Origin of the sequence: Burkholderia sp. NFPP32 (assembly GCF_900119325.1) — a bacterium.
Classification (GTDB): Bacteria; Pseudomonadota; Gammaproteobacteria; order Burkholderiales; family Burkholderiaceae; genus Burkholderia; species Burkholderia pyrrocinia_C.
Genome location: NZ_FPJP01000006.1, coordinates 326,342 through 346,689, shown reverse-complemented (window position 1 = coordinate 346,689; position 20,348 = coordinate 326,342). Strand labels below are relative to the sequence as shown.

21 protein-coding genes and 1 pseudogene are annotated in these 20,348 nt (G+C 64.9%); 15 read left to right on the top strand and 7 right to left on the bottom strand.

Features of this window, described 5'->3' with window-relative positions; translation table 11 throughout:
• Positions 1–272 precede the first annotated feature (272 nt).
• Together BT264_RS15530 and BT264_RS15525 are read left to right on the top strand one after the other, a co-directional pair.
• Complete coding sequence (locus tag BT264_RS15530) at positions 273–1,565, top strand: MFS transporter (protein ID WP_072437705.1); 1,293 nt, start codon at positions 273–275, stop codon at positions 1,563–1,565.
• Between the two features lie 248 nt (positions 1,566–1,813).
• Positions 1,814–3,007 (top strand): MFS transporter, encoded by a 1,194-nt coding sequence (locus BT264_RS15525; protein WP_083534029.1) that lies wholly within the window; start codon positions 1,814–1,816, stop codon positions 3,005–3,007.
• A gap of 162 nt (positions 3,008–3,169) precedes the next feature.
• Here the strand turns inward: BT264_RS15525 and BT264_RS15520 are convergent, their stop codons facing one another.
• The 3 genes from BT264_RS15520 to BT264_RS15510 form a co-directional block, all read right to left on the bottom strand.
• A complete protein-coding gene (locus BT264_RS15520) occupies positions 3,170–3,427 on the bottom strand; it encodes an NAD(P)/FAD-dependent oxidoreductase (RefSeq protein WP_072437706.1) in 258 nt (85 codons plus the stop codon).
• A gap of 25 nt (positions 3,428–3,452) precedes the next feature.
• The gene (locus BT264_RS15515; RefSeq protein WP_256260638.1) at positions 3,453–4,610 is read right to left on the bottom strand and encodes a phthiocerol/phthiodiolone dimycocerosyl transferase family protein; all 1,158 of its coding nucleotides are present in this window, start codon (positions 4,608–4,610) and stop codon (positions 3,453–3,455) included.
• Positions 4,611–4,789: 179 nt separating this feature from the next.
• Positions 4,790–5,272, bottom strand: a complete 483-nt coding sequence (locus BT264_RS15510) for a cupin domain-containing protein (protein WP_072437708.1) — start codon at positions 5,270–5,272, stop codon at positions 4,790–4,792.
• 206 nt (positions 5,273–5,478) lie between these two features.
• Here BT264_RS15510 and BT264_RS39925 point away from each other — a divergent pair, with 206 nt between their 5' ends.
• From BT264_RS39925 to BT264_RS15480, 7 genes are all read left to right on the top strand, one after another.
• Positions 5,479–5,862, top strand: coding sequence for a DUF4148 domain-containing protein (locus BT264_RS39925; RefSeq protein ID WP_256260637.1), 384 nt, complete (start codon positions 5,479–5,481; stop codon positions 5,860–5,862).
• An 84-nt stretch (positions 5,863–5,946) separates the two neighbouring features.
• The gene (locus BT264_RS15500) at positions 5,947–6,363 is read left to right on the top strand and encodes an organic hydroperoxide resistance protein (RefSeq protein WP_072437709.1); all 417 of its coding nucleotides are present in this window, start codon (positions 5,947–5,949) and stop codon (positions 6,361–6,363) included.
• A 139-nt stretch (positions 6,364–6,502) separates the two neighbouring features.
• Entirely contained in the window at positions 6,503–7,774 is a 1,272-nt protein-coding gene (locus BT264_RS15495; RefSeq protein WP_072437710.1) for an epoxide hydrolase family protein, read from the top strand.
• Between the two features lie 90 nt (positions 7,775–7,864).
• Positions 7,865–9,097, top strand: coding sequence for an MFS transporter (locus BT264_RS15490; protein WP_072437711.1), 1,233 nt, complete (start codon positions 7,865–7,867; stop codon positions 9,095–9,097).
• 30 nt (positions 9,098–9,127) lie between these two features.
• The gene (locus tag BT264_RS39920; RefSeq protein ID WP_256260636.1) at positions 9,128–9,253 is read left to right on the top strand and encodes a hypothetical protein; all 126 of its coding nucleotides are present in this window, start codon (positions 9,128–9,130) and stop codon (positions 9,251–9,253) included.
• Between the two features lie 237 nt (positions 9,254–9,490).
• Positions 9,491–10,039 carry an RNA polymerase sigma factor gene (locus tag BT264_RS15485; RefSeq protein WP_072437712.1) on the top strand — a complete coding sequence of 183 codons (549 nt, stop codon included), beginning with the start codon at positions 9,491–9,493 and terminating at the stop codon, positions 10,037–10,039.
• On the top strand, positions 10,036–10,974 hold the full coding sequence (locus tag BT264_RS15480; RefSeq protein WP_072437713.1) for an anti-sigma factor family protein: 939 nt from the start codon (positions 10,036–10,038) through the stop codon (positions 10,972–10,974). Before BT264_RS15485 ends, BT264_RS15480 begins: the two co-directional genes overlap by 4 nt.
• A 150-nt stretch (positions 10,975–11,124) precedes the next feature.
• Here BT264_RS15480 and BT264_RS15475 read toward each other — a convergent pair whose 3' ends face one another.
• Positions 11,125–11,370, bottom strand: coding sequence for a hypothetical protein (locus BT264_RS15475; RefSeq protein WP_143155701.1), 246 nt, complete (start codon positions 11,368–11,370; stop codon positions 11,125–11,127).
• Between the two features lie 382 nt (positions 11,371–11,752).
• On the opposite strand from BT264_RS15475, the gene BT264_RS15470 reads away from it, so the two are divergent.
• The 4 genes from BT264_RS15470 (at position 11,753) to BT264_RS15455 (ending at position 17,382) form a co-directional block, all read left to right on the top strand.
• Positions 11,753–13,543: an acyl-CoA dehydrogenase gene (locus tag BT264_RS15470; RefSeq protein ID WP_072437715.1), complete on the top strand. Its 1,791-nt coding sequence runs from the start codon at positions 11,753–11,755 to the stop codon at positions 13,541–13,543.
• A gap of 81 nt (positions 13,544–13,624) precedes the next feature.
• Positions 13,625–15,253, top strand: a complete 1,629-nt coding sequence (locus BT264_RS15465) for an electron transfer flavoprotein-ubiquinone oxidoreductase (protein WP_371293614.1) — start codon at positions 13,625–13,627, stop codon at positions 15,251–15,253.
• 42 nt (positions 15,254–15,295) lie between these two features.
• Positions 15,296–16,489, top strand: a complete 1,194-nt coding sequence (gene bktB / locus BT264_RS15460) for a beta-ketothiolase BktB (RefSeq protein ID WP_072437717.1) — start codon at positions 15,296–15,298, stop codon at positions 16,487–16,489.
• A 38-nt stretch (positions 16,490–16,527) separates the two neighbouring features.
• Entirely contained in the window at positions 16,528–17,382 is an 855-nt protein-coding gene (locus BT264_RS15455) for a 3-hydroxybutyryl-CoA dehydrogenase (RefSeq protein ID WP_072437718.1), read from the top strand.
• A 65-nt stretch (positions 17,383–17,447) separates the two neighbouring features.
• On the opposite strand, the gene BT264_RS15450 is transcribed toward BT264_RS15455, so the two are convergent.
• Positions 17,448–18,113 carry a TetR/AcrR family transcriptional regulator gene (locus BT264_RS15450; RefSeq protein ID WP_072437719.1) on the bottom strand — a complete coding sequence of 222 codons (666 nt, stop codon included), beginning with the start codon at positions 18,111–18,113 and terminating at the stop codon, positions 17,448–17,450.
• A 97-nt stretch (positions 18,114–18,210) separates the two neighbouring features.
• Here BT264_RS15450 and BT264_RS15445 point away from each other — a divergent pair, with 97 nt between their 5' ends.
• Together BT264_RS15445 and BT264_RS15440 are read left to right on the top strand one after the other, a co-directional pair.
• On the top strand, positions 18,211–19,035 hold the full coding sequence (locus BT264_RS15445; RefSeq protein WP_072437720.1) for an NmrA family NAD(P)-binding protein: 825 nt from the start codon (positions 18,211–18,213) through the stop codon (positions 19,033–19,035).
• Between the two features lie 2 nt (positions 19,036–19,037).
• On the top strand, positions 19,038–19,523 hold the full coding sequence (locus tag BT264_RS15440) for an anthrone oxygenase family protein (RefSeq protein ID WP_072437977.1): 486 nt from the start codon (positions 19,038–19,040) through the stop codon (positions 19,521–19,523).
• 24 nt (positions 19,524–19,547) lie between these two features.
• On the opposite strand, the pseudogene BT264_RS15435 reads toward BT264_RS15440, so the two are convergent.
• A pseudogene (locus BT264_RS15435) lies at positions 19,548–19,747 on the bottom strand (helix-turn-helix domain-containing protein); the annotation flags it as partial.
• Between the two features lie 248 nt (positions 19,748–19,995).
• The gene (locus BT264_RS15430) at positions 19,996–20,295 is read right to left on the bottom strand and encodes a hypothetical protein (RefSeq protein ID WP_072437721.1); all 300 of its coding nucleotides are present in this window, start codon (positions 20,293–20,295) and stop codon (positions 19,996–19,998) included.
• Between the last annotated feature and the right edge of the window lie 53 nt (positions 20,296–20,348).

The following is a 20,348-nucleotide window of genomic DNA, read 5'->3' as shown; positions in this document are numbered from 1 at the left end:
GTCGAGGCGTACCGCCGGGATTGCAGCGAGAGCCAGCCTCGCTCTGCTCTCGAAAAGTCGCTACTAACTGAATTTGCTCATCAGCTTGCGCTTTCGAGGATGCCGCTGTTTTCCGGCCCGACGGCGGCCGAAAGGGCCTGCTTTTATCGATGCGCAACGTCGGTCGCGTCGATAAATCGGCGCGCCGTGGAATGACACGAACCGGACAGGTGTTATGAGCGAGGAGCACGTCATTGGGTTGACGCGCCGTCCCTGAACCAGACCTCTTCCAGATGAATTCCATAGACTCTCCTCAGATTCCGGTCGTATCGCATCGTCCGCTGGCAGGCAGTGATCACCGAACGCTGGTACTCGCCGCGCTAGGCGGGGCACTGGAGTTTTACGATTTTGTGATTTACGTGTTTTTTGCAGCCGTGATCGGTCAACTGTTCTTCCCGCAGTCGATTCCCGACTGGCTGCGCCAGATGCAGACGTTCGGCGTGTTTGCCGCAGGCTATCTCGCTCGGCCGCTCGGCGGCGTGATCATGGCGCACTTCGGCGATCTCGTCGGCCGCAAGCGCATGTTCACGATGAGCGTGATGCTGATGGCCTTGCCCACGCTGATGATGGGGCTGCTGCCCACCTATGAGTCCATTGGGGTTGCCGCACCCGTGCTGCTCCTGCTGTGCCGGGTGTTGCAAGGTGCGGCGGTGGGCGGCGAGGTGCCCGGGGCCTGGGTGTTCGTCTCCGAACACGTTCCGCCGCGTCATGTCGGCTATGCCTGCGGTCTGCTGACGGGCGGCCTGACGTTGGGCATCCTGCTCGGCTCGCTGATCGCGTCGGGGATCAACCATCACTATTCGCCTGCCGCAATCAGTGCCTATGCGTGGCGGATGCCGTTTGTCGTCGGTGGCCTGTTCGGGATCTTGTCCGCGTTTCTGCGACGCTGGCTCAATGAAACGCCCGTGTTCATCGAAATGAAGCAGAGCCGGTTGCTGGCCGGAGAAGTGCCGTTGAAAGCCGTGTTGCGCGATCACGGCCGGGCAGTGCTCGTATCGATGATCCTGACGTGGACGCTGACCGCGGCGATTGTCGTCGTGATCCTGATGACGCCGACGCTCGTGGCAAAGCGCTTTCATATCGCGCCCGCGCTCGCGCTACAGGCGAATTCGGCGGCGACGCTCTGCCTGACGATCGGATGCGTCGTCGCCGGTTCGGTGGCGGGGCGGATCGGTACCGGCCGCACGATCTTCTTCGGCTGCATGCTGCTCGGCGCATCGTATTTTCTGATGGCCACGCGACTCTCCGTGGATCCGTCGTCGCTGCTGCCGCTCTACGCGGTATCCGGTTTCTTCGTCGGTGCGGTTGCGGCGATTCCGGTTGCGATGGTCAACGCGTTTCCGCCTGTCGTGCGTTTTTCGGGCATCTCGTTCTCGTACAACGTCGCGTATGCCGTGTTCGGCGGTCTTACGCCGGTGTTCGTCTCGGTGATGCTGAAATCGAATCCGCAGGCGCCGGAAATTTACGTGGGCGCGTTGTGCATCGTTGGGGCGCTGGCAGGTCTTGCGTTGCGCCCCGCGCGCTAGGGACGCACATACGAAGGTATGCGGCGCATCATCGGAACGGTTCGTTCCTTTGCCGGCAGATTGCATGGATCATGATGCGACTGGCTCCCGACCTGTTCGCGGCGGGCCTGAATCGATGGGGATGATGGGGATGTGCTCATGCGGTTGGCCAGTCGAGCTCTGCGCGCGCGGCGACGCGTGACGCCACGCCGGCGCGTTGCTTCGGCACCGACAGCTCGAATGGGCTGGAATTTTGAAAGAGGGGAGCCATGATGGCCTATCCACGCACGATGTCCCCGCGCGTCGCGTCGTTCGGGCTGCTCGGTGCGCTGCTGACTGCATGCGGATACGGCGCGACGTTTCTTCTGTCGATGCATTTTCGTTCGGCAGGAGGCAACGACGTCGATACGGGGGCCGCACTGGCCGAAGCGATGGTCGGCACGCTGATCGGCCTGCCGCTGGTCGCGTGGCTTGCACACGGGATCGGGGCCGCGCGCACGACGGCGCTGGCCGCGCTGATCGTCGGCGCGGGCGTCGTCGGCTTCGCCGTGATCGGGCGCACCGGCTCGCTGAGCGTCGTGCCCGGATTGCTGGTCGGCGTCGGTTGGGGTGGGTTCTACCTCGCGGCGCCGATGATGCTGGCGGAGCGGACTACCGATGCCGAGCGCGAGCGCTGGTTCCTGCGGTTCGGCTCGTTTCAGATGGCCGGCGTCGGAGGCGGTCCGGCGGTCGCGGCGCTCGCGATACGCAACTGGCACTGGACGACTGGCACGGTGTTCTGCACCGTCGGCGGCTTGTGCGCGATGGCGGCGTTGATGCTGGAGTGCTTCGGGCGCCTCTCGCCTGCGCCGCTCCCCGTCGTGCCGCCGATACGGGAACGGTGGCTACGCGAGATTCGTGCGATCGCCCGCACGCATGCGATCTACCCGATCGCAATCATCGCGCTCGGCTCGAGTGTCTTCTCGGGCCTGATGACGTTCCAGATGTCGATGGCACAGGAAACGGGCGTGAAGGCGGGCACGTTCTTCGGCCTCTATTCGGCAACGGTTGTCGTCACGCGCTGGCTGCTCGGTGCGATCGTGATTCAGATGCGTGTCAGCGCGACCACGCAGATCCTCCTCGGCTTCATGATACTGAGCGTCGCCGTGACGTTTGCCGTGCCGCACAACACGATGCTTCATTCGGTCAGCGCCGTGCTGCTCGGTACCGGGTATGGCCTCATCTATCCGATCGTTCAGGCGCAAGCCGTCAACAGTACCGATGCGCGGCACCGGCACGCGGTGCTGACGTGGTTCGTGGCGTCCTATTTCGTCGGCGTGTTCGGATTTCCCGCTGTCGGCGGGCTGGTGCTGGTCAGCATGGGCAAGACGACGCTGCTGCTGCTCATCGCCGCGTGCGGCCTGGCCGCGCTGCTGCTCTCGATCGTCGAGCACCGGAAGAGAGCCTCGCTCGTGGCCTTCTGAAGGCACGGGAACGTTTCGGACGCGCAAGGGTTCGGGCGATTCCGGCAACGGAAACGGTTCGGGTCGGGTTCCCGCGAGGCAACACGCCGGGTGATACGGAACGGAAATCGTCGCGGCGCGCGTGCTCGGAACCTTTCCGGGCCCGCTGCGATTTGCATTGCTTCAACGCGAGGATTGCACCGCTGCGGAGCGCACGGCCGCAATGAAGTCGTCCCTGGAATCCGCTTCGATGCGCGTCTGGATTTCCTTCGCGGCCACCACGCCATCGGCCATCGCTGTCACGCAGCACGGATGCATTCTCTGCGCGACCTCGCCGATCGCGAAGACGTTGGATATCGACGTTTCGGTCGTGCTGACGTCCGTCGAGACGAATCCCCTGGCATTGCGCACCAGATCGAAGCCATGCATGAAGTCGAGCATGCGAAAAAATCCTCACCTGACCTCGTCATCGGCGTGACGGTGCCGTCGCGGCTTCGTCGAGAATCGCCCTGACTTCGCCGAGCAGCCCGGGTATCGCGCCATAGCTCGTGTGCGTGAGCCGCAGAATGCCGTCGATCGTGCACACGCCGATGGCCTGGTCGTCGGCGAAGCCCGAAGTCACGACGGGGCCCCATAGCGCTTTGAGCGACAGGCCGTCGTAAGCGGCAGCAATGGGCTGATTACCCAGATTCGACAGCAGCACGTCGAAGGCCAGCACGGCCGACAGGAATCCGGCCGCGTGTTCGACGCTCGGCCGCGCGGACATCGCGGCATCGAGCGTTTTCAGTTCCGCTGCCACGCTCGCGCGCGTTTGAAAAGGTGCGAGATCCTGTTTGATCTTGCGAGCGACAGTCCATAAATCGGTACCGCGCGGGTAGTCGTCAATCGTGATGGTCTGCGTGATGTACACGCCGTTGGCGATGCCGACTTCATCGGCAAGATGGCGCACGTCGATCGGCGTGACGGTGCGCAACGCGCGCTCGGACCATTCGCTCGACAGACGCCGGCCCGCTTCGTGAACGGCCGCGGCAACGGCGCCGTGCACGGTGGTTTGCTCGACATGCGCGCGGGCAATGAGCTGGCGCGTGGATTCAGCCGAAAGCTCGACGGCGTCGACACGCGGCACGTCCGCGGCGCCCGGGCGAAACGGCTTGGGGGCGGGCGCAGGCAGGGCGTGCGGCAAGACGGCGGTCCGGTTCAGGTCGGCGTCGAGCACGGTCTCCAGCGGCTGTACCAACGGCAACGGTGCCAGCGACTCGCCCGAGAGCAATCGCAGCAGATCCTCGATCAGATATGCGCTGCCCATGCCGTCGACCGCGGAATGATGTGCAACCAGGATCAGCGTCGAGTTGCCGTCGCCTTGCAGCAAGGTCGCGCGCAACAGCGGCGCTGCCGACCAGTCGAAGCGCGTCGCGATTTCGCAGGCCGCTTCCGCGTGCCACGAAGTTTCGCTCTGCTCGATCACGCGCAAGGGCACCACGGCATCGGGTGCACGATGGAAGCCGGAATTCATCTGCGCGTCTGCGGCGATATAGGTCGACAACAGCGGATGCCTCCGCTGGAGCGCGCGAAAAGCCGCATGCCATGCTGGCGGCGGAAAACGGCGGTCGATCTCCGCGACCATGGCGAAATGCGTCGGCCGATTCTGATCGAGCAACCAGAACAGGTGTTCCGTACTGCCGAGTCCGCGGACGTGTGTCGGCGCGGTCGATTGATCGTTGCCGGTTTCCTGTTGCTGGTTCTGCATCGTCTCGCTCCTGCGGAAGGGGGTGTCTGTATTACAGAACACGCGAGAACGGATCGCTATTCCGCCATTTTCGGATTACCCGATATATCGGGCTGCTTGTTTGCGTCGTCGGGGCTGTAGGTCACATAGAGCTTGGTATAGCCAGGCGTGTCGAAATGCCCCGTCCATCCCTTGGGAAGCGTGACGGCTTCGCCGGTCTTCACGACCATCACCGAACCGTCCGACGAGGTCAGCTTCACGCTGCCCGACAGAAAGTACAGGAACTCGTTGTACGGCAATCCTTGCGGCCCCTTGATTTCTTCATGCGAAGGCCCGGATCGATAGACGCCGGTCTGGTAAGTGGTGTCGGCCGACGTGAACGTCACGACGTCGGCGCTCCGCTCGCCACTTTCGTCTTTTTTCACGGCATCGGCGCGAGCGAATATCGCACCGGCCAGGTCGGACTTCGACGCCTTGATCGGCTTGATTGTTTCAGCGCACGCGGCGGCCGAGGTCATGACGCCGGCCAACACCAGCGTTCCGATTGCGTATCTGATCATCGGTCATCTCTCCTTGATTCTTCCCGTGGCAACGAGGCAATAGGGCGGGCTTGCCATTGCAGCGTCATTTCATTGGAGCGCCATTCTGTCGGAAAAGCGATCTCCATTTTGGAGAGGCGTCGAAAACGGAACGGCGGATTTGTTTCTTAATGTGTACGAGACCGGAATAGATACATGGCATTGCAATAGCCCCGATCTCGAGACACATGCCGGATACGTGGCCTGGATTTAATTCACCTCAACGAACGGATTCGATCGCGGCACTCGGGCAGACATCGCAGGATGAAGCCGCCACCGAGTGCCCGGAGGGATTCGCGACATTTGAATTGCTCCAGGAGAACGACATGAAAGCAAAGACGATCGCCTTGGCTTTTGCGGCTTGTGCCGCAGTTGCAACCGCTGCTTCTGCTTACGCAAGCAGCCCCGCCGACACGAGCGCCAACGACCATGGCGCACAGCAAGCGCGCCAGTGGGCGTCGGTCGACCCGTCGCCGAAGGCAAGGACGCGTGCCGAAGTGCGCGAGGAACTGGTGCGAGCGGAGAAAGACGGCCAGCTCGCGGCGCTCGACAAGCTCTATCGGGGCGGCTGATTTCCGGCTGCCGACGCAACGCCGATTTCAAGCATCGTCATTCACCCACCGCTGTCACCAACTCAGTTCAATACGATACCGATCATGAGCCAAGAAACGAAAGTCCTTTACACCGGCAAGACCCGCACCACCGGCGGTCGCGATGGCGCCGCCCACAGCTCGGACGGGCGCCTGGACGTCAAGCTGTCCGGCCCCGGTTCGGCCGCGCCCGGCACGAATCCCGAGCAGTTGCTGGCCGCAGGCTGGTCGGCATGCTTCATCGGCGCGATGGGCCTGGCCGCGCAACGGTTGAAGATTGCGCTGCCGCGCGACACGCATGTCGATGCGGAGATCGATCTGGCCATGAACGACGGTGCGTACTTCCTGCAGGCGCGACTGAACGTCAGCGTGCCGGGCGTCGACGCCGCCGTCGCGCATGCGCTGGTCGACGCGGCACACCAGACCTGCCCGTATTCGAAGGCCACGCGCAACAACATCGACGTCGTCGTCGCCGTCGTTTGACTCGCCTGCTGCCGGGCCCGCGCACGACGCCGTTTGCGTGATCGGCACGCCCGGCGTGGTGCGCGCTTCCGGCAGGCACTCCCGCGTGTCGCGTATCGATCGCGACTCGCGGCCTTCTTCTCGCGCCTGGATATCCATCATGTCATCCACACCGTTTTCTCCTCGTCGACGTCACGTGCTTGCCGCTTCCGTCGCTGTCGGCGCCATGGGGCTGATTCCCGGATCGGTGTTCGCCGCAACCGGCAGCACGGCAATTCGTCCGTTCAAGGCCAGCGTGCCCGAGGCCGCCCTCGTCGATTTGCGGCGCCGCATCGCGGCGACACGCTGGCCCGGCAAGGAGACCGTCAACGATGAATCGCAAGGCGTGCGGCTCGCGAGAATGCAGGCGCTCGTCCAGTATTGGGGTTCCGACTACGACTGGCGCAAAGGCGAGGCAAAGCTGAACGCGCTGCCGATGTACATGACCGAGATTGACGGCCTCGACATCCAGTTCATTCACGTGCGTTCCCGCCACAAGAACGCGCTGCCGTTGATCATGACGCACGGATGGCCAGGTTCGATCTTCGAGCTGATCAAGGTCATCGGTCCGCTGACCGATCCGACCGCGTACGGCGCCAGTGCGGACGACGCGTTCGACATCGTGATTCCGTCGCTGCCTGGCTTCGGCTTCTCCGGGCAGCCGAAAACGACCGGCTGGGGCTCGGATCACATCGCCCGCGCATGGGGTGAACTGATGGCCCGACTCGGCTACTCGCGCTTCGTATCGCAAGGCGGAGATTGCGGTTCGGTGATTTCGCACCGCATGGCGATGCAGAAGGTGAAGGGGCTGATCGGCATCCATGTCAACATGCCGGCCACCGTACCGCCGGACATCGCGACCTTGCTCGCACTCGGCGAACCCGCACCGGGCAGGCTGTCGCCGAAGGAAAAGACCGCATACGATTCGCTCAACGTCTTCTACAAGGACAATTGCGGCTATTCCGCGATGATGGTGACGCGTCCGCAAACCGTGGGTTATGCGTTGGCGGATTCGCCCGCCGGCCAGGCCGCGTGGATGTACGACAAGATCTCGCAATGGACCTATAGCGGCGGCGTGCCGGAACGTTCGCTCACCCGCGACGAAATCCTCGACGATATCTCCCTCTACTGGCTGACGAACAGCGCGACGTCCGCCGCGCAGATCTACTGGGAAGATCATTCCAACAATTTCAACGCGGTGGACATTTCGATGCCGGCCGCCGTGACGATCTTCCCCGGCGAGATCTATCAGGCGCCGCGCAGCTGGACGGAGCGGGCTTACCACAACCTCATCTACTTCAACGAGGTCGACAAGGGCGGTCATTTCGCCGCGTGGGAAGAACCGCAACTGCTCGCAAGCGAAGTACGCGCCGCATTCCGGACGCTGCGCTGAACAAGCAGGTTTCGACGGCGATCGCCTGACGCGGTCGCCGTCGCGTTCCGATGCCGATGCAACGCGAGCACTGTCACGCCAGGAATAGTCATGTCCGAATCCACCGATACCCGCAAGGCAGCCGCGGCCATCGCGCTGTTGATACTCTCGATTGCGTTGCGCCCGCCCATCGTGTCGATCGGGCCGGTGCTCGAATCGATCCGGCAGAGCTTCGGCCTGAGCTACACGCAGGCGTCCCTGCTGACCGCGATTCCCGACGTCTGCATGGGCGTCTTCGCGCTCGCCGCGCCGGGCGTCGCGCGCAGACTGGGCACGGACAACGCGGTCGTCGCCGCGCTGGCCCTGCTGTGCGTCGCGATGGTCGCCCGCGCGTTGGCCGGCTCTGCCGGCGTGCTGCTTCTGTGCACCGTCTTTACCGGGATCGGCATCGCGATTTCGGGTTCGCTGATCGGCGGCTGGGTGAAGAAGCACTTTGCGCGCGACGCGACGTTCTTCATGGGTATCTACAGCGCGGGGCTCAGCGTCGGCGCGACGGTCGCGGCGAGCGCGTCGGGTTATATCGCGCTGAGTTTTGGCGGCTGGCGCGTGGCCGTCGCGTTGTGGAGCGTGCTTTGCATCACCGCGATCCTGAGCTGGCGCGGGCTGGCCCGGCGTTTTCACGAGGCGAAGGCCGCCGAGGCGCAACCTCGGCAGGCTGCGCAAGCGCCGGCGGCAGTCGGCCTTCCGTGGGGCAACATCCAGGCGTGGCGGGTCGCGGCTTACTTCGGCGCGAGCCAGTTCATCGTGTACGCATGCTTTGCGTGGCTCGCATCGTCGAGTGCCGAGCTGCGTATCGAGACGCTGTCGCCCGGTCTTGTATTGGGCCTCTTCACCTGCGTGTTCGCGCTCGGCAGCTTCGGAATGGGCATGAAGGCCGGCCGCTCCACCGACCGGCGCGGCTGGCTCGGCCTCGCGTCGGCCATCACGGCGGTGGGCATCGGCGGACTGGCGTTTGCGCCGACCACCTATCCGGTGTCGTGCATCGTGCTGATCGCGATCGGACAAGGCATGTGCTTCACGCTCGCGATGACCTTGCCGCTCGATCACACCCATTCGCCCGCCGAGACCAACGCGTGGAGCGTATTCATGCTCTTCATCGGCTATCTGGTTGCCGCATTGGGTCCGCTCACCTTCGGGTATCTCCGCGACCGGACGGAGGGTTATTTCGCGTCCTATTTCATGCTGTTTCTGGTTGCCGCGGGTATTACGCTGATGGTGCCGCTGCTTCGTCCCACGCCGGCGCCGAAAGACGGGGCTATTCCTGCCGTTTCCGAATCGCCTTGATTTCACGGAGGCTTCGGCGGAATTCGATATATGGAGGGCGACAGCGGTGACGCGAGCCCAGCACCGCGCCGTCGGAATAAAGCCGGCATTCAAGTGTTCCGGTTCGGCAATCTGCAAGCGGCGCTGCTCGCGCACTTCGGCGTCAATCTGGTGTAGCTCAGCGTCGCCGACCTGTCCATCCATCGCTCGCGTCTGAGCGAACGCGTTCCCCGGCCGCAACGAGCCGGGATCAGGCCATTCGGTCAACATACGACGGCGATGGAATATCTTCGCCGACCAACTGTTTACCAGGAGGGGTATCGCCCGCTCAATTTCGCCAAAACCCATGGATATATGTCAGGTACTGCAGTTTCTCAACGTCGGCTTGGTCGCACCGCGGGAGGATCGACGTAGATGACCGCAGCCGAATTGTCCGCCATGCTTCCTTCGATGCTCCCGCGTCTGTGGGCATTCGCGCTACGGATCTCGGGTGATCGCCACGACGCTGAAGATCTCGTGCAGTGCGCGTGCCTTCGCGCGCTCGAGCGCGCGCATCAATTGCGACCGGACACCGCGCCGCTGAGCTGGATGTTCTCGATCGTCCAGTCCACCTGGCTCAACGAACTCCGCGCACGCAGCGTGCGCAGGCGCTCGGGCATGGAGTGGGACGACGACTTCCTCGAAACCGTCTCCGATCCCGCTGCACCGACGCTGGAGCAACAGGCCCTGGATGTACAGATTGTCAGGGCAGTGCAGCAGTTGCCCGAAGCCCAGCGGGTGGTCATGCTGCTGGTCGGCGTGGAGGGGCTCAGCTATAGCGAAGCGGCCGACGCGCTCGGCGTACCCATCGGTACGATCATGAGCCGGCTTTCGCGAGCTCGCCAGTCGATCGGTTCCCTGTTCATCGATCGAAAAGAACGACGTGTGAAAAGCGCAGCGAATAGAGAGGATCAGGGGGCATGAAAATGGACGACATCCTGCTCATGGCATACGTGGATGGAGAGCTCACGTCGCACCAGCGCGAGGAAGTCGAGAGGGCGATTGGAATGTCGGCCGATATCGCCACACGCGTTGCATGGCTCGAAGCATCGGTGTTGCCGTATCGGCGTGCATTCGAGCAGCAGGAATGGCCGTCGGTTCCGCAGAGCCTGGTGCGCAAGGTCGCCGAAATCGCGCAGGCGTACGCCGCGCCTTCGGACATTTCCGCGGTTGGCGTCAGTCATCCGATGGATGCGCCTGTTTCGCAACGCGATGTACGCGAAGCGCCCGCCGTGCCGATACGCTCGCACGTTCGCATGATGGTGCCGTGGCTCGCCATGGCCTTCGTCGCGGGCGCGTTCTGCTGCGGCGCCATACTGCGCTTCGCGCCGGGCGCAGCTCACGGTGACTTCGCACCGCAGGGCGCACCGGTGGTTGCGCAGACGCAGGCGTCCCCCTGGGTTATGGCCGCTGTGAATTATCTGCGACTCTATACGCGCGACACCGTTGCTTTCGATTCGTCGAATCTCGCTGTCGCGGCGCATACGGTGGAAAACATTCGCCGTGACGACGGGCTGCCGATACGGATTCCGGATCTGCGCTCGACGGGGCTGACGTTCAAGCGCATACAGCGCCTGCACTTCAACGACAAACCGTTGGTGCAGATCGTCTATCTGCCGGGAAAAGGCATGCCGGTGGCGCTGTGCGCTATGAAGGACGACAAGCCCGACACGGCGCTCGCCCGACAACGGGTCGGCGGCATGGACGTCGTGACATGGCGGCGTGCCAGGATCACTTATGCGCTGATCGCCCGGCCCGGCGACACCGACCTCGGCGCAATCGGCAAGCAGATCTCCGAAAACGGCGTGGGGGAAATGCTCGGTCAGTTGCCGCATGTCGACCAGGCGATCGCGAGTTGAAGGAGATCTCGAGGTCCGCAGCGCATTTCGGTTACACGGCGCGCATTTCCACGCCAGTTTCACGTTGAGTTGGCCGCGGCATTGCCGTCGAGCGGCGACGCGGTATGGACGCCGCTGGTGACGGCGCAGGCTTGCCGATATGCAAGCGCGCTACGCTTCGCCGGGTGCGTCGGGCGTCGGCGTGATCAGCCGTTTCAGGCCGGCGTCCGTTTGTCGCGCCTGCTCCTGAAGTTCCGCGATGGCGGCGCTTGCATCCTTGCGTCCACGCCGACTCGCGATGACATTGTTGCCCCGTTCGACTGACGTACCCACGCGTCGTATCGTCTGCTCCTGGAAACTCATCGCGCCATCGTCCGGATTGGCGTCGCGTCGTTGATTCTTTATGTTGGTGACCATCCGCTGGGTCGAGGCCGCAGAGTCCTCGCGACCCGTGCCGACTCCTGCCGCACGCTCCCATGGGCGGCTCCCATCGGCGATTCCCATAACCGGCTCCCATTGCCGGCACGCGTCGTCACCACGCTCGCCGCTTCGACCCCATCACCCGGGCATGCCGATGGCCGGCCGCTGACTCGATCCGGACAAACCCGCATGCTGCAGGCCGTTTCCGGGCAACGCCCGCGCATCCCGTGGCCGATTTTGTCACCAGGTGGGCCGGATATGACATTGGGAATCGGCCATCGCGGCAGTACGATGGGTTACGTCGTCGCCCGGGTCTGGCCGGTTTTGCCGTACCGGCCCGGTAGCGCGCCTCATTCACCGCCTGATTGGAACATCGACCATGAGCTATAACGCCCCCGTCAAGGACATGCTGTTCGTGCTGAAGGAACTCGCGGGCATCGACACCGTTGCGCAGTTGCCAGGCTTCGAGGATGCCGGTTACGACACGGCGCAAGCCGTGCTCGACGAGTCCGCGAAATTCTGCGGCGAGGTGCTGGCGCCGCTGAACGTCGAAGGCGACCGCAACCCGAGCAGCTGGAAGGACGGCGTCGTGACCGCGACGCCGGGCTTCGCGCAAGCGTTCCGCCAGTTCGTCGAGGGCGGCTGGCAGGGGCTGCAGCACCCGGCCGAATACGACGGCCAGGGGCTGCCGAAGCTGATCGCGACGCCGTGCATCGAGATGCTGAACGCGTCGAACCTGTCGTTCGCGCTGTGCCCGCTGCTGACCGACGGCGCGATCGAGGCGCTGCTGACGGCCGGCACCGACGAGCAGAAGCAGCGCTACGTGCCGAAGCTGATCTCCGGCGAATGGACCGGCACGATGAACCTGACCGAGCCGCAGGCGGGCTCCGATCTGGCGCTGGTGCGCTCGCGCGCCGAGCCGCAGGGCGACGGCACGTACAAGGTGTTCGGCACGAAGATCTTCATCACGTGGGGCGAGCACGACATGGCGGACAACATCGTCCACCTGGTGCTGGCGCGCACGCCGAATGCGCCGGAAGGCGTGAAGGGCATCTCGCTGTTCATCGTGCCGAAGTTCATGGTCAACGACGACGGTTCGCTGGGCGCGCGCAACGACGTGCACTGCGTGTCGATCGAGCACAAGCTCGGGATCAAGGCGAGCCCGACGGCGGTGCTGCAATACGGCGACCACGGCGGCGCGATCGGTTATCTCGTGGGCGAGGAAAACCGCGGCCTCGAATACATGTTCATCATGATGAACGCGGCGCGCTTCGGTGTCGGCATGCAGGGGATCGGCGTGGCCGATCGCGCTTACCAGAAGGCGGCGGCGTTCGCTAAGGAACGCGTGCAGAGCCGCCCGGTGGACGGCTCCGCGAAGCAGTCGGTGACGATCATCCATCACCCGGACGTGCGTCGCATGCTCGGCACGATGCGTGCGCTGACCGAAGGCGCGCGGGCGCTGGCGTATGTGGCAGCCGCGCACAGCGACATTGCCCACCGCCATTCGGACGAGGCGACGCGCGGCCGTCATCAGGCAATCTACGAATATCTGGTGCCGGTCGTGAAGGGCTGGAGCACGGAGATGGTGAACGACGTGGCGAGCCTGGGCGTGCAGGTGCACGGCGGGATGGGCTTCATCGAGGAGACGGGTGCGGCGCAGTACTACCGCGATGCGCGGATCCTGGCGATCTACGAAGGGACGACGGCGATCCAGGCGAACGACCTGGTGGGCCGCAAGACGATGCGCGACGGCGGCGCGGTGGCGAAGGCGCTGATCGCGGAGATCGGCGACACGGTGGCAGCGCTGGGCAGGCTGGACGGTGCGGCGGCCGCGTCGATGAAGGCGCAGCTGGAAAAGGGTGCGCGCGCGCTGTCGTCGGTGGTGGACTACGTGGTGGCGAACGTGAAGCAGGACCCGAACGCGGTGTTCGCGGGCAGCGTGCCGTACCTGAAGCTGGCGGGCGTGGTGCTGTGCGGGTGGCAGATGGCGCGCGCGCTGGTGGCCGCGCAGGCGAACCGCGCGAGCGACCCGGCGTTCTTCGACGCGAAGATCGCGATCGCGCAATGCTATGCGGAGCACATTCTCGTGCAGGCCGGCGCGCTCGAAGCGTCGATCGTTGGCGCGAAGGGCAACGAGAGCGTGCTCGCGTTGACGGAAGACCAGTTCTGACCGGCTGACGGTCGGGACGCAGGAGGAGACAGGATTTTGACCACACAGGACTTGCTTGCGCAATACGGCCCGCGCGAATCGATGGAATACGACGTCGTGATCGTCGGCGGCGGCCCCGCCGGGCTGTCGGCGGCGATCCGGCTCAAGCAGCTGGCCGCCGAGAAAGGCACCGAGATCGGCGTGTGCGTGCTCGAGAAGGGTTCCGAGATCGGCGCGCACATCCTGTCGGGCGCGGTGATGGACCCGCGCGCGATCACCGAACTGTTCCCCGACTGGAAGGAACAGGGTGCACCGCTCAGCGTCGAGGTGACGGAAGACCGCTTCCTGTTCCTGTCCGAGAAGAGCGCGGTAACGACGCCGAACTGGGCGCTGCCCGAGAACTTCAAGAACCACGGCAACTACGTGATCTCGCTGGGCAACGTCACGCGCTGGCTAGGCCAGCAGGCGGAAGCCTTGGGTGTCGAGATCTTCCCGGGCTTCCCGGCTGCGGAGATTCTGTATCACGACGACGGCTCGGTGAAGGGTGTGGCGACCGGCAACATGGGCGTGGGCAAGGACGGCGAGCCGACCGAGAACTTCCAGCTCGGCATGGAGCTGCACGCGAAGTACACGCTGTTCGCCGAGGGCTGCCGCGGCCATCTGGGCCGCCAGCTGATCTCGAAGTTCAAGCTCGACGCGAACGCCGATCCGCAGGCGTACGGGATCGGCATCAAGGAGCTGTGGGAAATCGATCCCGCGAAGCACAAGCCGGGCCTCGTGATCCACACGGCCGGCTGGCCGCTGAAGTCCGATACGTACGGCGGCTCGTTCCTGTATCACATGGACGACAATCAGGTCGTGGTCGGCTTCGTGGTGGGCCTCGGCTACACGAACCCGTACCTGTCGCCGTTCGAGGAATTCCAGCGCTACAAGACGCATCCGTCGATCCGCGCGTTCCTGGAAGGCGGCAAGCGCGTGTCGTACGGCGCGCGCGCGATCACCGCGGGCGGGCTGCTGTCGCTGCCGAAGACGGTGTTCCCGGGCGGCGCGCTGATCGGCGACGACGCGGGCTTCCTGAACGCATCGCGGATCAAGGGCAGCCACGCGGCGATCAAGACCGGCATGCTGGCCGCGGATGCCGCCTTCGACGCGGTGCAGGCCGGTCGTCAAAGCGACGAGCTCAACGCGTACCCGGATGCGTTCAAGCAATCGTGGCTGTACACCGAGCTGTACCGCGCGCGCAACTTCAAGCAGTGGATGGCCAAGGGCCTGTACCTGGGCACGCTGATGGTCGGGCTCGAGCAGAAGGTGATGGGCGGCAACGTGCCGTGGACGCTGCATCACCAGCACGCGGACCACGAGACGCTGAAGCCGGCGTCGCAGTGCGAGCCGATCGAGTATCCGAAGCCGGACGGCAAGCTGACGTTCGACCGGCTGTCGTCGGTGTTCATCTCGAACACGAACCACGAGGAGAACCAGCCGGCGCACCTGACGCTGAAGGATGCGAGCGTGCCGGTGAACGTGAACCTGCGCACGTACGCGGGGCCGGAGGGGCGCTTCTGCCCGGCGGCGGTGTACGAGTTCGTGAAGAACGACGACGGCAGCGATCGGCTGATGATCAACGCGCAGAACTGCGTGCACTGCAAGACCTGCGACATCAAGGACCCGACTCAGAACATCGTGTGGGTCACGCCGGAAGGCGGCGGCGGGCCGAATTACCCGAACATGTAACGCATCAGCGCGCATGCTTGCGCGAACGAACCGGAGCAGACGATGAGCAATGCAGCGAAAGAAGTCGTGGTGGTGAGCGGTGTCCGTACCGCGATCGGTGATTTCGGCGGCAGCCTGAAGGATTTTTCGCCGACCGAGCTCGGTGCGAAGGTCGTGCGCGAAGTGCTGTCGCGCGCGAACGTGCCGGGCGATGCGGTCGGGCATGTCGTGTTCGGTCACGTCGTGAACACGGAACCGAAGGACATGTATCTGTCGCGCGTCGCGGCGATCGACGGCGGCGTCGCACAGCACACGCCCGCGATGAACGTGAACCGCCTGTGCGGCTCGGGCCTGCAGGCGATCGTGTCGGCCGCGCAGACCATCATGCTCGGCGATGCCGACGTCGCGATCGGCGGCGGCTCGGAGAACATGAGCCGCGCGCCGTACACGGTGCCGGCCGCGCGCTTCGGCCAGCGCATGGGCGACGGCAAGCTCGTCGACATGATGCTCGGCGCGCTGCACGACCCGTTCCAGACGATCCACATGGGCGTGACGGCCGAGAACGTCGCACGCAAGTACGACATCTCGCGCGACGCGCAGGATGCGCTCGCGCTCGAATCGCATCGTCGCGCGGCGCGCGCGATCGCGGAAGGGCGCTTCAAGGATCAGATCCTGCCGATATCGATCCGCACGAAGAAGGGCGAGGTGGCGTTCGACACCGACGAGCACGTGCGTCACGACGCGAGCGCGGACGATTTCACGAAGCTGCGCCCGGTGTTCGCGAAGGAGAACGGCACCGTGACGGCCGGCAACGCATCGGGCATCAACGACGCGGCCGCGGCCGTGCTGATGATGAGCGCGGACGCCGCGCGCGCGCAGGGCGTGAAGCCGCTCGCACGCCTCGTCGCGTATGCGCACGCGGGCGTCGATCCGGCGTATATGGGCATCGGCCCGGTGCCGGCCACGCAGAAGGCGCTCGAACGCGCGGGCTTGAAGATTACTGATCTCGACGTGATCGAGGCGAACGAGGCGTTCGCAGCGCAGGCCTGCGCGGTCACTCAGGAGCTCGGCCTCGATCCCGCGAAGGTCAACCCGAACGGGTCGGGCATCTCGCTCGGTCACCCGATCGGCGCGACCGGTGCGTTGATCACGGTCAAGGCGCTGTACGAGCTGAAGCGCATTGGCGGGCGTTACGCGCTCGTGACGATGTGTATCGGCGGCGGCCAGGGGATTGCTGCGATCTTCGAGAACATCTGATAATCGGACACTCAGCACCCGAACACACAGGAAACTTCATGGCCATCGAAATCGTCGGCGTCGTGGGCGCCGGAACCATGGGCAACGGCATTGCGCAGACCGCCGCCGTTGCGGGACTCAACGTCGTGATGATCGACGTCAGCGATGCTGCGCTCGACAAGGGCGTCGCGACGCTGAAGGGCAGCCTCGAGCGGCTCGTGTCGAAGGACAAGCTCGACGCGGCCGCACGCGACGCGGCGCTGGCGCGCATCACGACGTCGACCGACTACGCGAAGCTCGCGTCGGCCGACATCGTGATCGAAGCCGCGACCGAGAATGTCGAGCTGAAGGGCCGCATCCTGAAGCAGATCGAGGCCGTCGCGCGGCCCGACGCGATCGTCGCGACCAACACGTCGTCGATCTCGATCACCGCGCTCGCGGCGCCGCTCGCCGATCCGGCGCGCTTCGTCGGCATGCACTTCTTCAATCCGGTGCCGCTGATGCCGCTCGTCGAGATCATCCGCGGGCTGCAGACGAGCGACGCGACCGCGTCGGCCGTGCGCGAACTGACCGAACGTTTCGACAAGTCGCCGATCGGCGTGCGCAATTCGCCGGGCTTCGTCGTGAACCGGATCCTCGTGCCGATGATCAACGAGGCGTTCTTCGTGCTGGCCGAAGGCATCGCGTCGGCCGAGGAGATCGACGCGGGGATGAAGCTCGGCGCGAACCACCCGATCGGGCCGCTCGCACTGGCCGACCTCGTCGGCCTCGACGTGTGTCTCGCGGTGATGGACGTGTTCGTGAAGGACTTCGGCGATCCCAAGTATCGTGCGTGCCCGCTGCTGCGCGAGATGGTGTCGGCAGGGCGGCTCGGGCGGAAGGCGGGGCGCGGGGTGTACGACTACAGCAAGTAAGCGGCACACCATGCCACTTCGTCGCGCGGCCGCCTCAGGGCGGCCGCGTGCATTAAGCGGTGCGACTACGCGTCCAGCACCCCCAGATCCCGCGGCAACATCCGCTTGAACATCGCGAGGATCTGCCGCGCCGTCTTCGGCGGCAGCGTGATCGCATGGCGCACGGCTGCTGCGATCTGGATCATCATCAGCTCGGCGAACGCGCGCCGCTGCGCGCGTGTCGTGTCGGGCGCCACGTCTCCCAATGCATCCGCTAACAGCGCGGCCAGAAACTCGCCGTCCGCCCGGTCGAGTTCCTGCAGCGCGCGGTCGGCCTGCGTCGCGCGCCAGATGTCGCGCATCAGCGGCTCGTCGACGAACATCCGGTAGTAGCTGTCCGTGATGCGGGCGAGCGTGCCGTGCAGGTCGTCGAGCGTCTTCATCGCGGCGAGATCGCGCCGCACGCAGTCGTGCCCGACGGCGTTGTAGCGTTCCGCGAGCGTGCCGATCACGGCCGCCTTGTCCGGAAAGTACTGGTACAGCGAACCGAACGAGATGCCCGTGCGTTCGACGATGTCGCTCATCCGGAACGCGTCGCAGCCTTTCTCGATCATCACGTCCGACGCACACGCGAGGATGCGCTCGAACCGCTCGCGGCTGCGCTGCTGCGTCGGCACGAGCCGCGCGCGCGCCGGCGCGTCCGCTGCCGCCGCTTCGGGTGCGTCGTTCTGCCCCGATTTTTGTCGGCCCATGCCGCCTCCGGAAAAACTTGACGTTGTAAATGCGAGAGTCTATCGTGTTTTTAAAACGCGAGACATTCTCGCATTTTAGAGAGAAAAGGAGACGCACATGTCGGCACTTCCCATCCTCATCGTCGGCGGCTCGGGCAAGACGGGCGCCCGCGTCGATGCACGGCTGCGCACACGCGGCATCGCTACCCGGTCCGTGTCGCGCACGTCGGCCGTCCGCTTCGACTGGACCGAGCCCGTGACGTGGCCAGCCGCACTCGACGGCGTGTCGGCCGCGTACGTGACCTACCAGCCGGACCTGGCCGTCGAAGGCGCGGTGGAAGCGATTGCCGCATTCGCACGGCTCGCGCGTGAAAGCGGCGTCGAGCGCGTGGTGCTGCTGTCCGGGCGCGGCGAGCCCCGCGCGCAGGCCGCCGAGGCCGCGCTGCAGGCGTCGGGCGTGGGCTGGGGCGTGGTGCGTGCGAGCTGGTTCAACCAGAACTTCTCCGAGGGCTACCTGCTCGACGGCGTGCTGGCCGGCGAGGTCGCGCTGCCGGTCGGTGCGGTGCGCGAGCCGTTCGTCGATGCGGACGACATCGCGGACGTGGTCGTGGCCGCGCTTACCGATGCCCGGTTCGCGGATCGCGTGATCGAGGTCACGGGCCCGCGCGCGCTGACGTTCGCCGAAGCCGTCGGCGAAATCGCGCGGGCCGCCGGCCAGCCGATCGCGTATCGCGAGATTCCGCCCGATGCGTTCGTCGCAGGGCTGCGCGAGGTCGGCGTGCCGGAGCCGGTCGTCGAGTTGCTCGACGAATTGTTCGGCACGGTGCTCGATGGGCGCAACAGCGCGGTGGCGCATGGCATCGACGACACGCTCGGGCGGCCGGCGCGCGACTTCGCCGACTATGCGCGTACGACGGCCGCAACCGGCGTGTGGAGCGCGTGACCATGATCGCGTTCGTGACTTCCGCATTGCTGTGGGGTTCGGCCATCGGCTGCGGGCTGATGGCCGGCGTGTACTTCGCGTTCTCGACGTTCGTGATGACGTCGCTCGGACGGATCGCGCCGCAGGCCGGCGCGGCCGCGATGAATGCGCTCAACGTCGACATCGTGCGTTCGCCGTTCATGCCGCTGTTCCTCGGCACGACGCTGATGGCGCTCGCGCTGGCCGTGCTCGCGCTGTTCGATCGCGATCGGCCGGGCGCGATGGCGGCACTCGCGGGCGGCGTGCTCTACGTGGCCGGCATGTTCGCGGTGACGATGGCCGTCAACGTGCCGCTCAACGATGCGCTCGCCGCGGCCGATCCGGCGACCGCGCAAGGCGCGGCGCTGTGGACGCGCTACGTGCACGACTGGACGATGTGGAATCACGTGCGCACGGTGGCGTCGGCGGCCGCGTGTGTGTTTTTTATCGCGGGGATTGCGGCGCGTTAGCGCTGCCGTCGAGCCGAACACGCGCTACGCATGAAACGCCGACGGCGACGTGTCGAAATGCCGCTTGAACATTGCGGAAACGCGCTCTGGCTGCTGTAACCGTGATCCATCGCGACGGTCGGCACCCACTCGCCATGTGCGAGGCGCTTGAGCGCGAGCCGCCGCCGCGCCTGCTCGCGCCAGCGGCGGAAGCCGAGCCTCGTCTCGCGCCGGAACGCGCGATTGCGGTTCGAACGGCCGCTCCCTGATGTCGCGCAAGCCGTGCCGGAAGCGAAAACACCGGCGGCCTGCATGGCCGATGAAGGACGCCGGGAATCGGGGTCCGCGATACAGCGATTTCGTTTTCTTCATCCCGGCGTTCTGGACTCGCCAATGTGACAAGTGCCATGGAAGCTGCATTTATTTCGGGTTTTCCGGAAATTTATTCTAATAAGACCCCGGGTTGCCGGAAGGAATGCAGATCGGTCGATTTTTAGCTGATCGAGCCGATAACGACGAAACTGAAATTCCGGTCGGAATATTTGCCGTTTGCGTCGCCGGTTTGAATCGTGGCTCCGCTGCCGGAAAGTGCCGGAAAGATCACGTTGTCCAGCGTGTTTTGTCCGCCGCCGTATCCCCATTGCGAGCCGACAATCGCGGGCGTTTTGATGAATGCGGTATTGAACGAGAGCTGGTACGTGCCGGTGCTTTCGCGTTTCACGGCGAATCCGCCCGAGCCATCCACGACCGTGCCGTTGCCCTGCACGCTGCCCCACAGTGTAACTTGAGCCATGATCGTTTCTCCTTCGCTATTTTTCTAAAACAATATCGGGAATTGAAACGGAA

Excerpts from the sequence above, each read along its gene's own strand:
- BT264_RS15475 (WP_143155701.1), bottom strand. The coding sequence starts at position 11,370 with ATGGTCACCAACATAAAGAATCAACGACGCGACGCCAATCCGGACGAT.
- BT264_RS15525 (WP_083534029.1), top strand. The coding sequence starts at position 1,814 with ATGATGGCCTATCCACGCACGATGTCCCCGCGCGTCGCGTCGTTCGGG.
- BT264_RS15465 (WP_371293614.1), top strand. The coding sequence starts at position 13,625 with ATGGAATACGACGTCGTGATCGTCGGCGGCGGCCCCGCCGGGCTGTCG.
- BT264_RS15440 (WP_072437977.1), top strand. The coding sequence starts at position 19,038 with ATGATCGCGTTCGTGACTTCCGCATTGCTGTGGGGTTCGGCCATCGGC.
- BT264_RS15455 (WP_072437718.1), top strand. The coding sequence starts at position 16,528 with ATGGCCATCGAAATCGTCGGCGTCGTGGGCGCCGGAACCATGGGCAAC.
- BT264_RS15450 (WP_072437719.1), bottom strand. The coding sequence starts at position 18,113 with ATGGGCCGACAAAAATCGGGGCAGAACGACGCACCCGAAGCGGCGGCA.
- BT264_RS15430 (WP_072437721.1), bottom strand. The coding sequence starts at position 20,295 with ATGGCTCAAGTTACACTGTGGGGCAGCGTGCAGGGCAACGGCACGGTC.
- BT264_RS15490 (WP_072437711.1), top strand. The coding sequence starts at position 7,865 with ATGTCCGAATCCACCGATACCCGCAAGGCAGCCGCGGCCATCGCGCTG.
- BT264_RS15520 (WP_072437706.1), bottom strand. The coding sequence starts at position 3,427 with ATGCTCGACTTCATGCATGGCTTCGATCTGGTGCGCAATGCCAGGGGA.
- BT264_RS15510 (WP_072437708.1), bottom strand. The coding sequence starts at position 5,272 with ATGATCAGATACGCAATCGGAACGCTGGTGTTGGCCGGCGTCATGACC.
- BT264_RS15500 (WP_072437709.1), top strand. The coding sequence starts at position 5,947 with ATGAGCCAAGAAACGAAAGTCCTTTACACCGGCAAGACCCGCACCACC.
- bktB (WP_072437717.1), top strand. The coding sequence starts at position 15,296 with ATGAGCAATGCAGCGAAAGAAGTCGTGGTGGTGAGCGGTGTCCGTACC.
- BT264_RS39920 (WP_256260636.1), top strand. The coding sequence starts at position 9,128 with ATGGAGGGCGACAGCGGTGACGCGAGCCCAGCACCGCGCCGTCGGAAT.
- BT264_RS15515 (WP_256260638.1), bottom strand. The coding sequence starts at position 4,610 with ATGGTCGCGGAGATCGACCGCCGTTTTCCGCCGCCAGCATGGCATGCG.
- BT264_RS15445 (WP_072437720.1), top strand. The coding sequence starts at position 18,211 with ATGTCGGCACTTCCCATCCTCATCGTCGGCGGCTCGGGCAAGACGGGC.
- BT264_RS15495 (WP_072437710.1), top strand. The coding sequence starts at position 6,503 with ATGTCATCCACACCGTTTTCTCCTCGTCGACGTCACGTGCTTGCCGCT.
- BT264_RS15470 (WP_072437715.1), top strand. The coding sequence starts at position 11,753 with ATGAGCTATAACGCCCCCGTCAAGGACATGCTGTTCGTGCTGAAGGAA.
- BT264_RS15485 (WP_072437712.1), top strand. The coding sequence starts at position 9,491 with ATGACCGCAGCCGAATTGTCCGCCATGCTTCCTTCGATGCTCCCGCGT.
- BT264_RS15530 (WP_072437705.1), top strand. The coding sequence starts at position 273 with ATGAATTCCATAGACTCTCCTCAGATTCCGGTCGTATCGCATCGTCCG.
- BT264_RS15480 (WP_072437713.1), top strand. The coding sequence starts at position 10,036 with ATGAAAATGGACGACATCCTGCTCATGGCATACGTGGATGGAGAGCTC.
- BT264_RS39925 (WP_256260637.1), top strand. The coding sequence starts at position 5,479 with ATGCCGGATACGTGGCCTGGATTTAATTCACCTCAACGAACGGATTCG.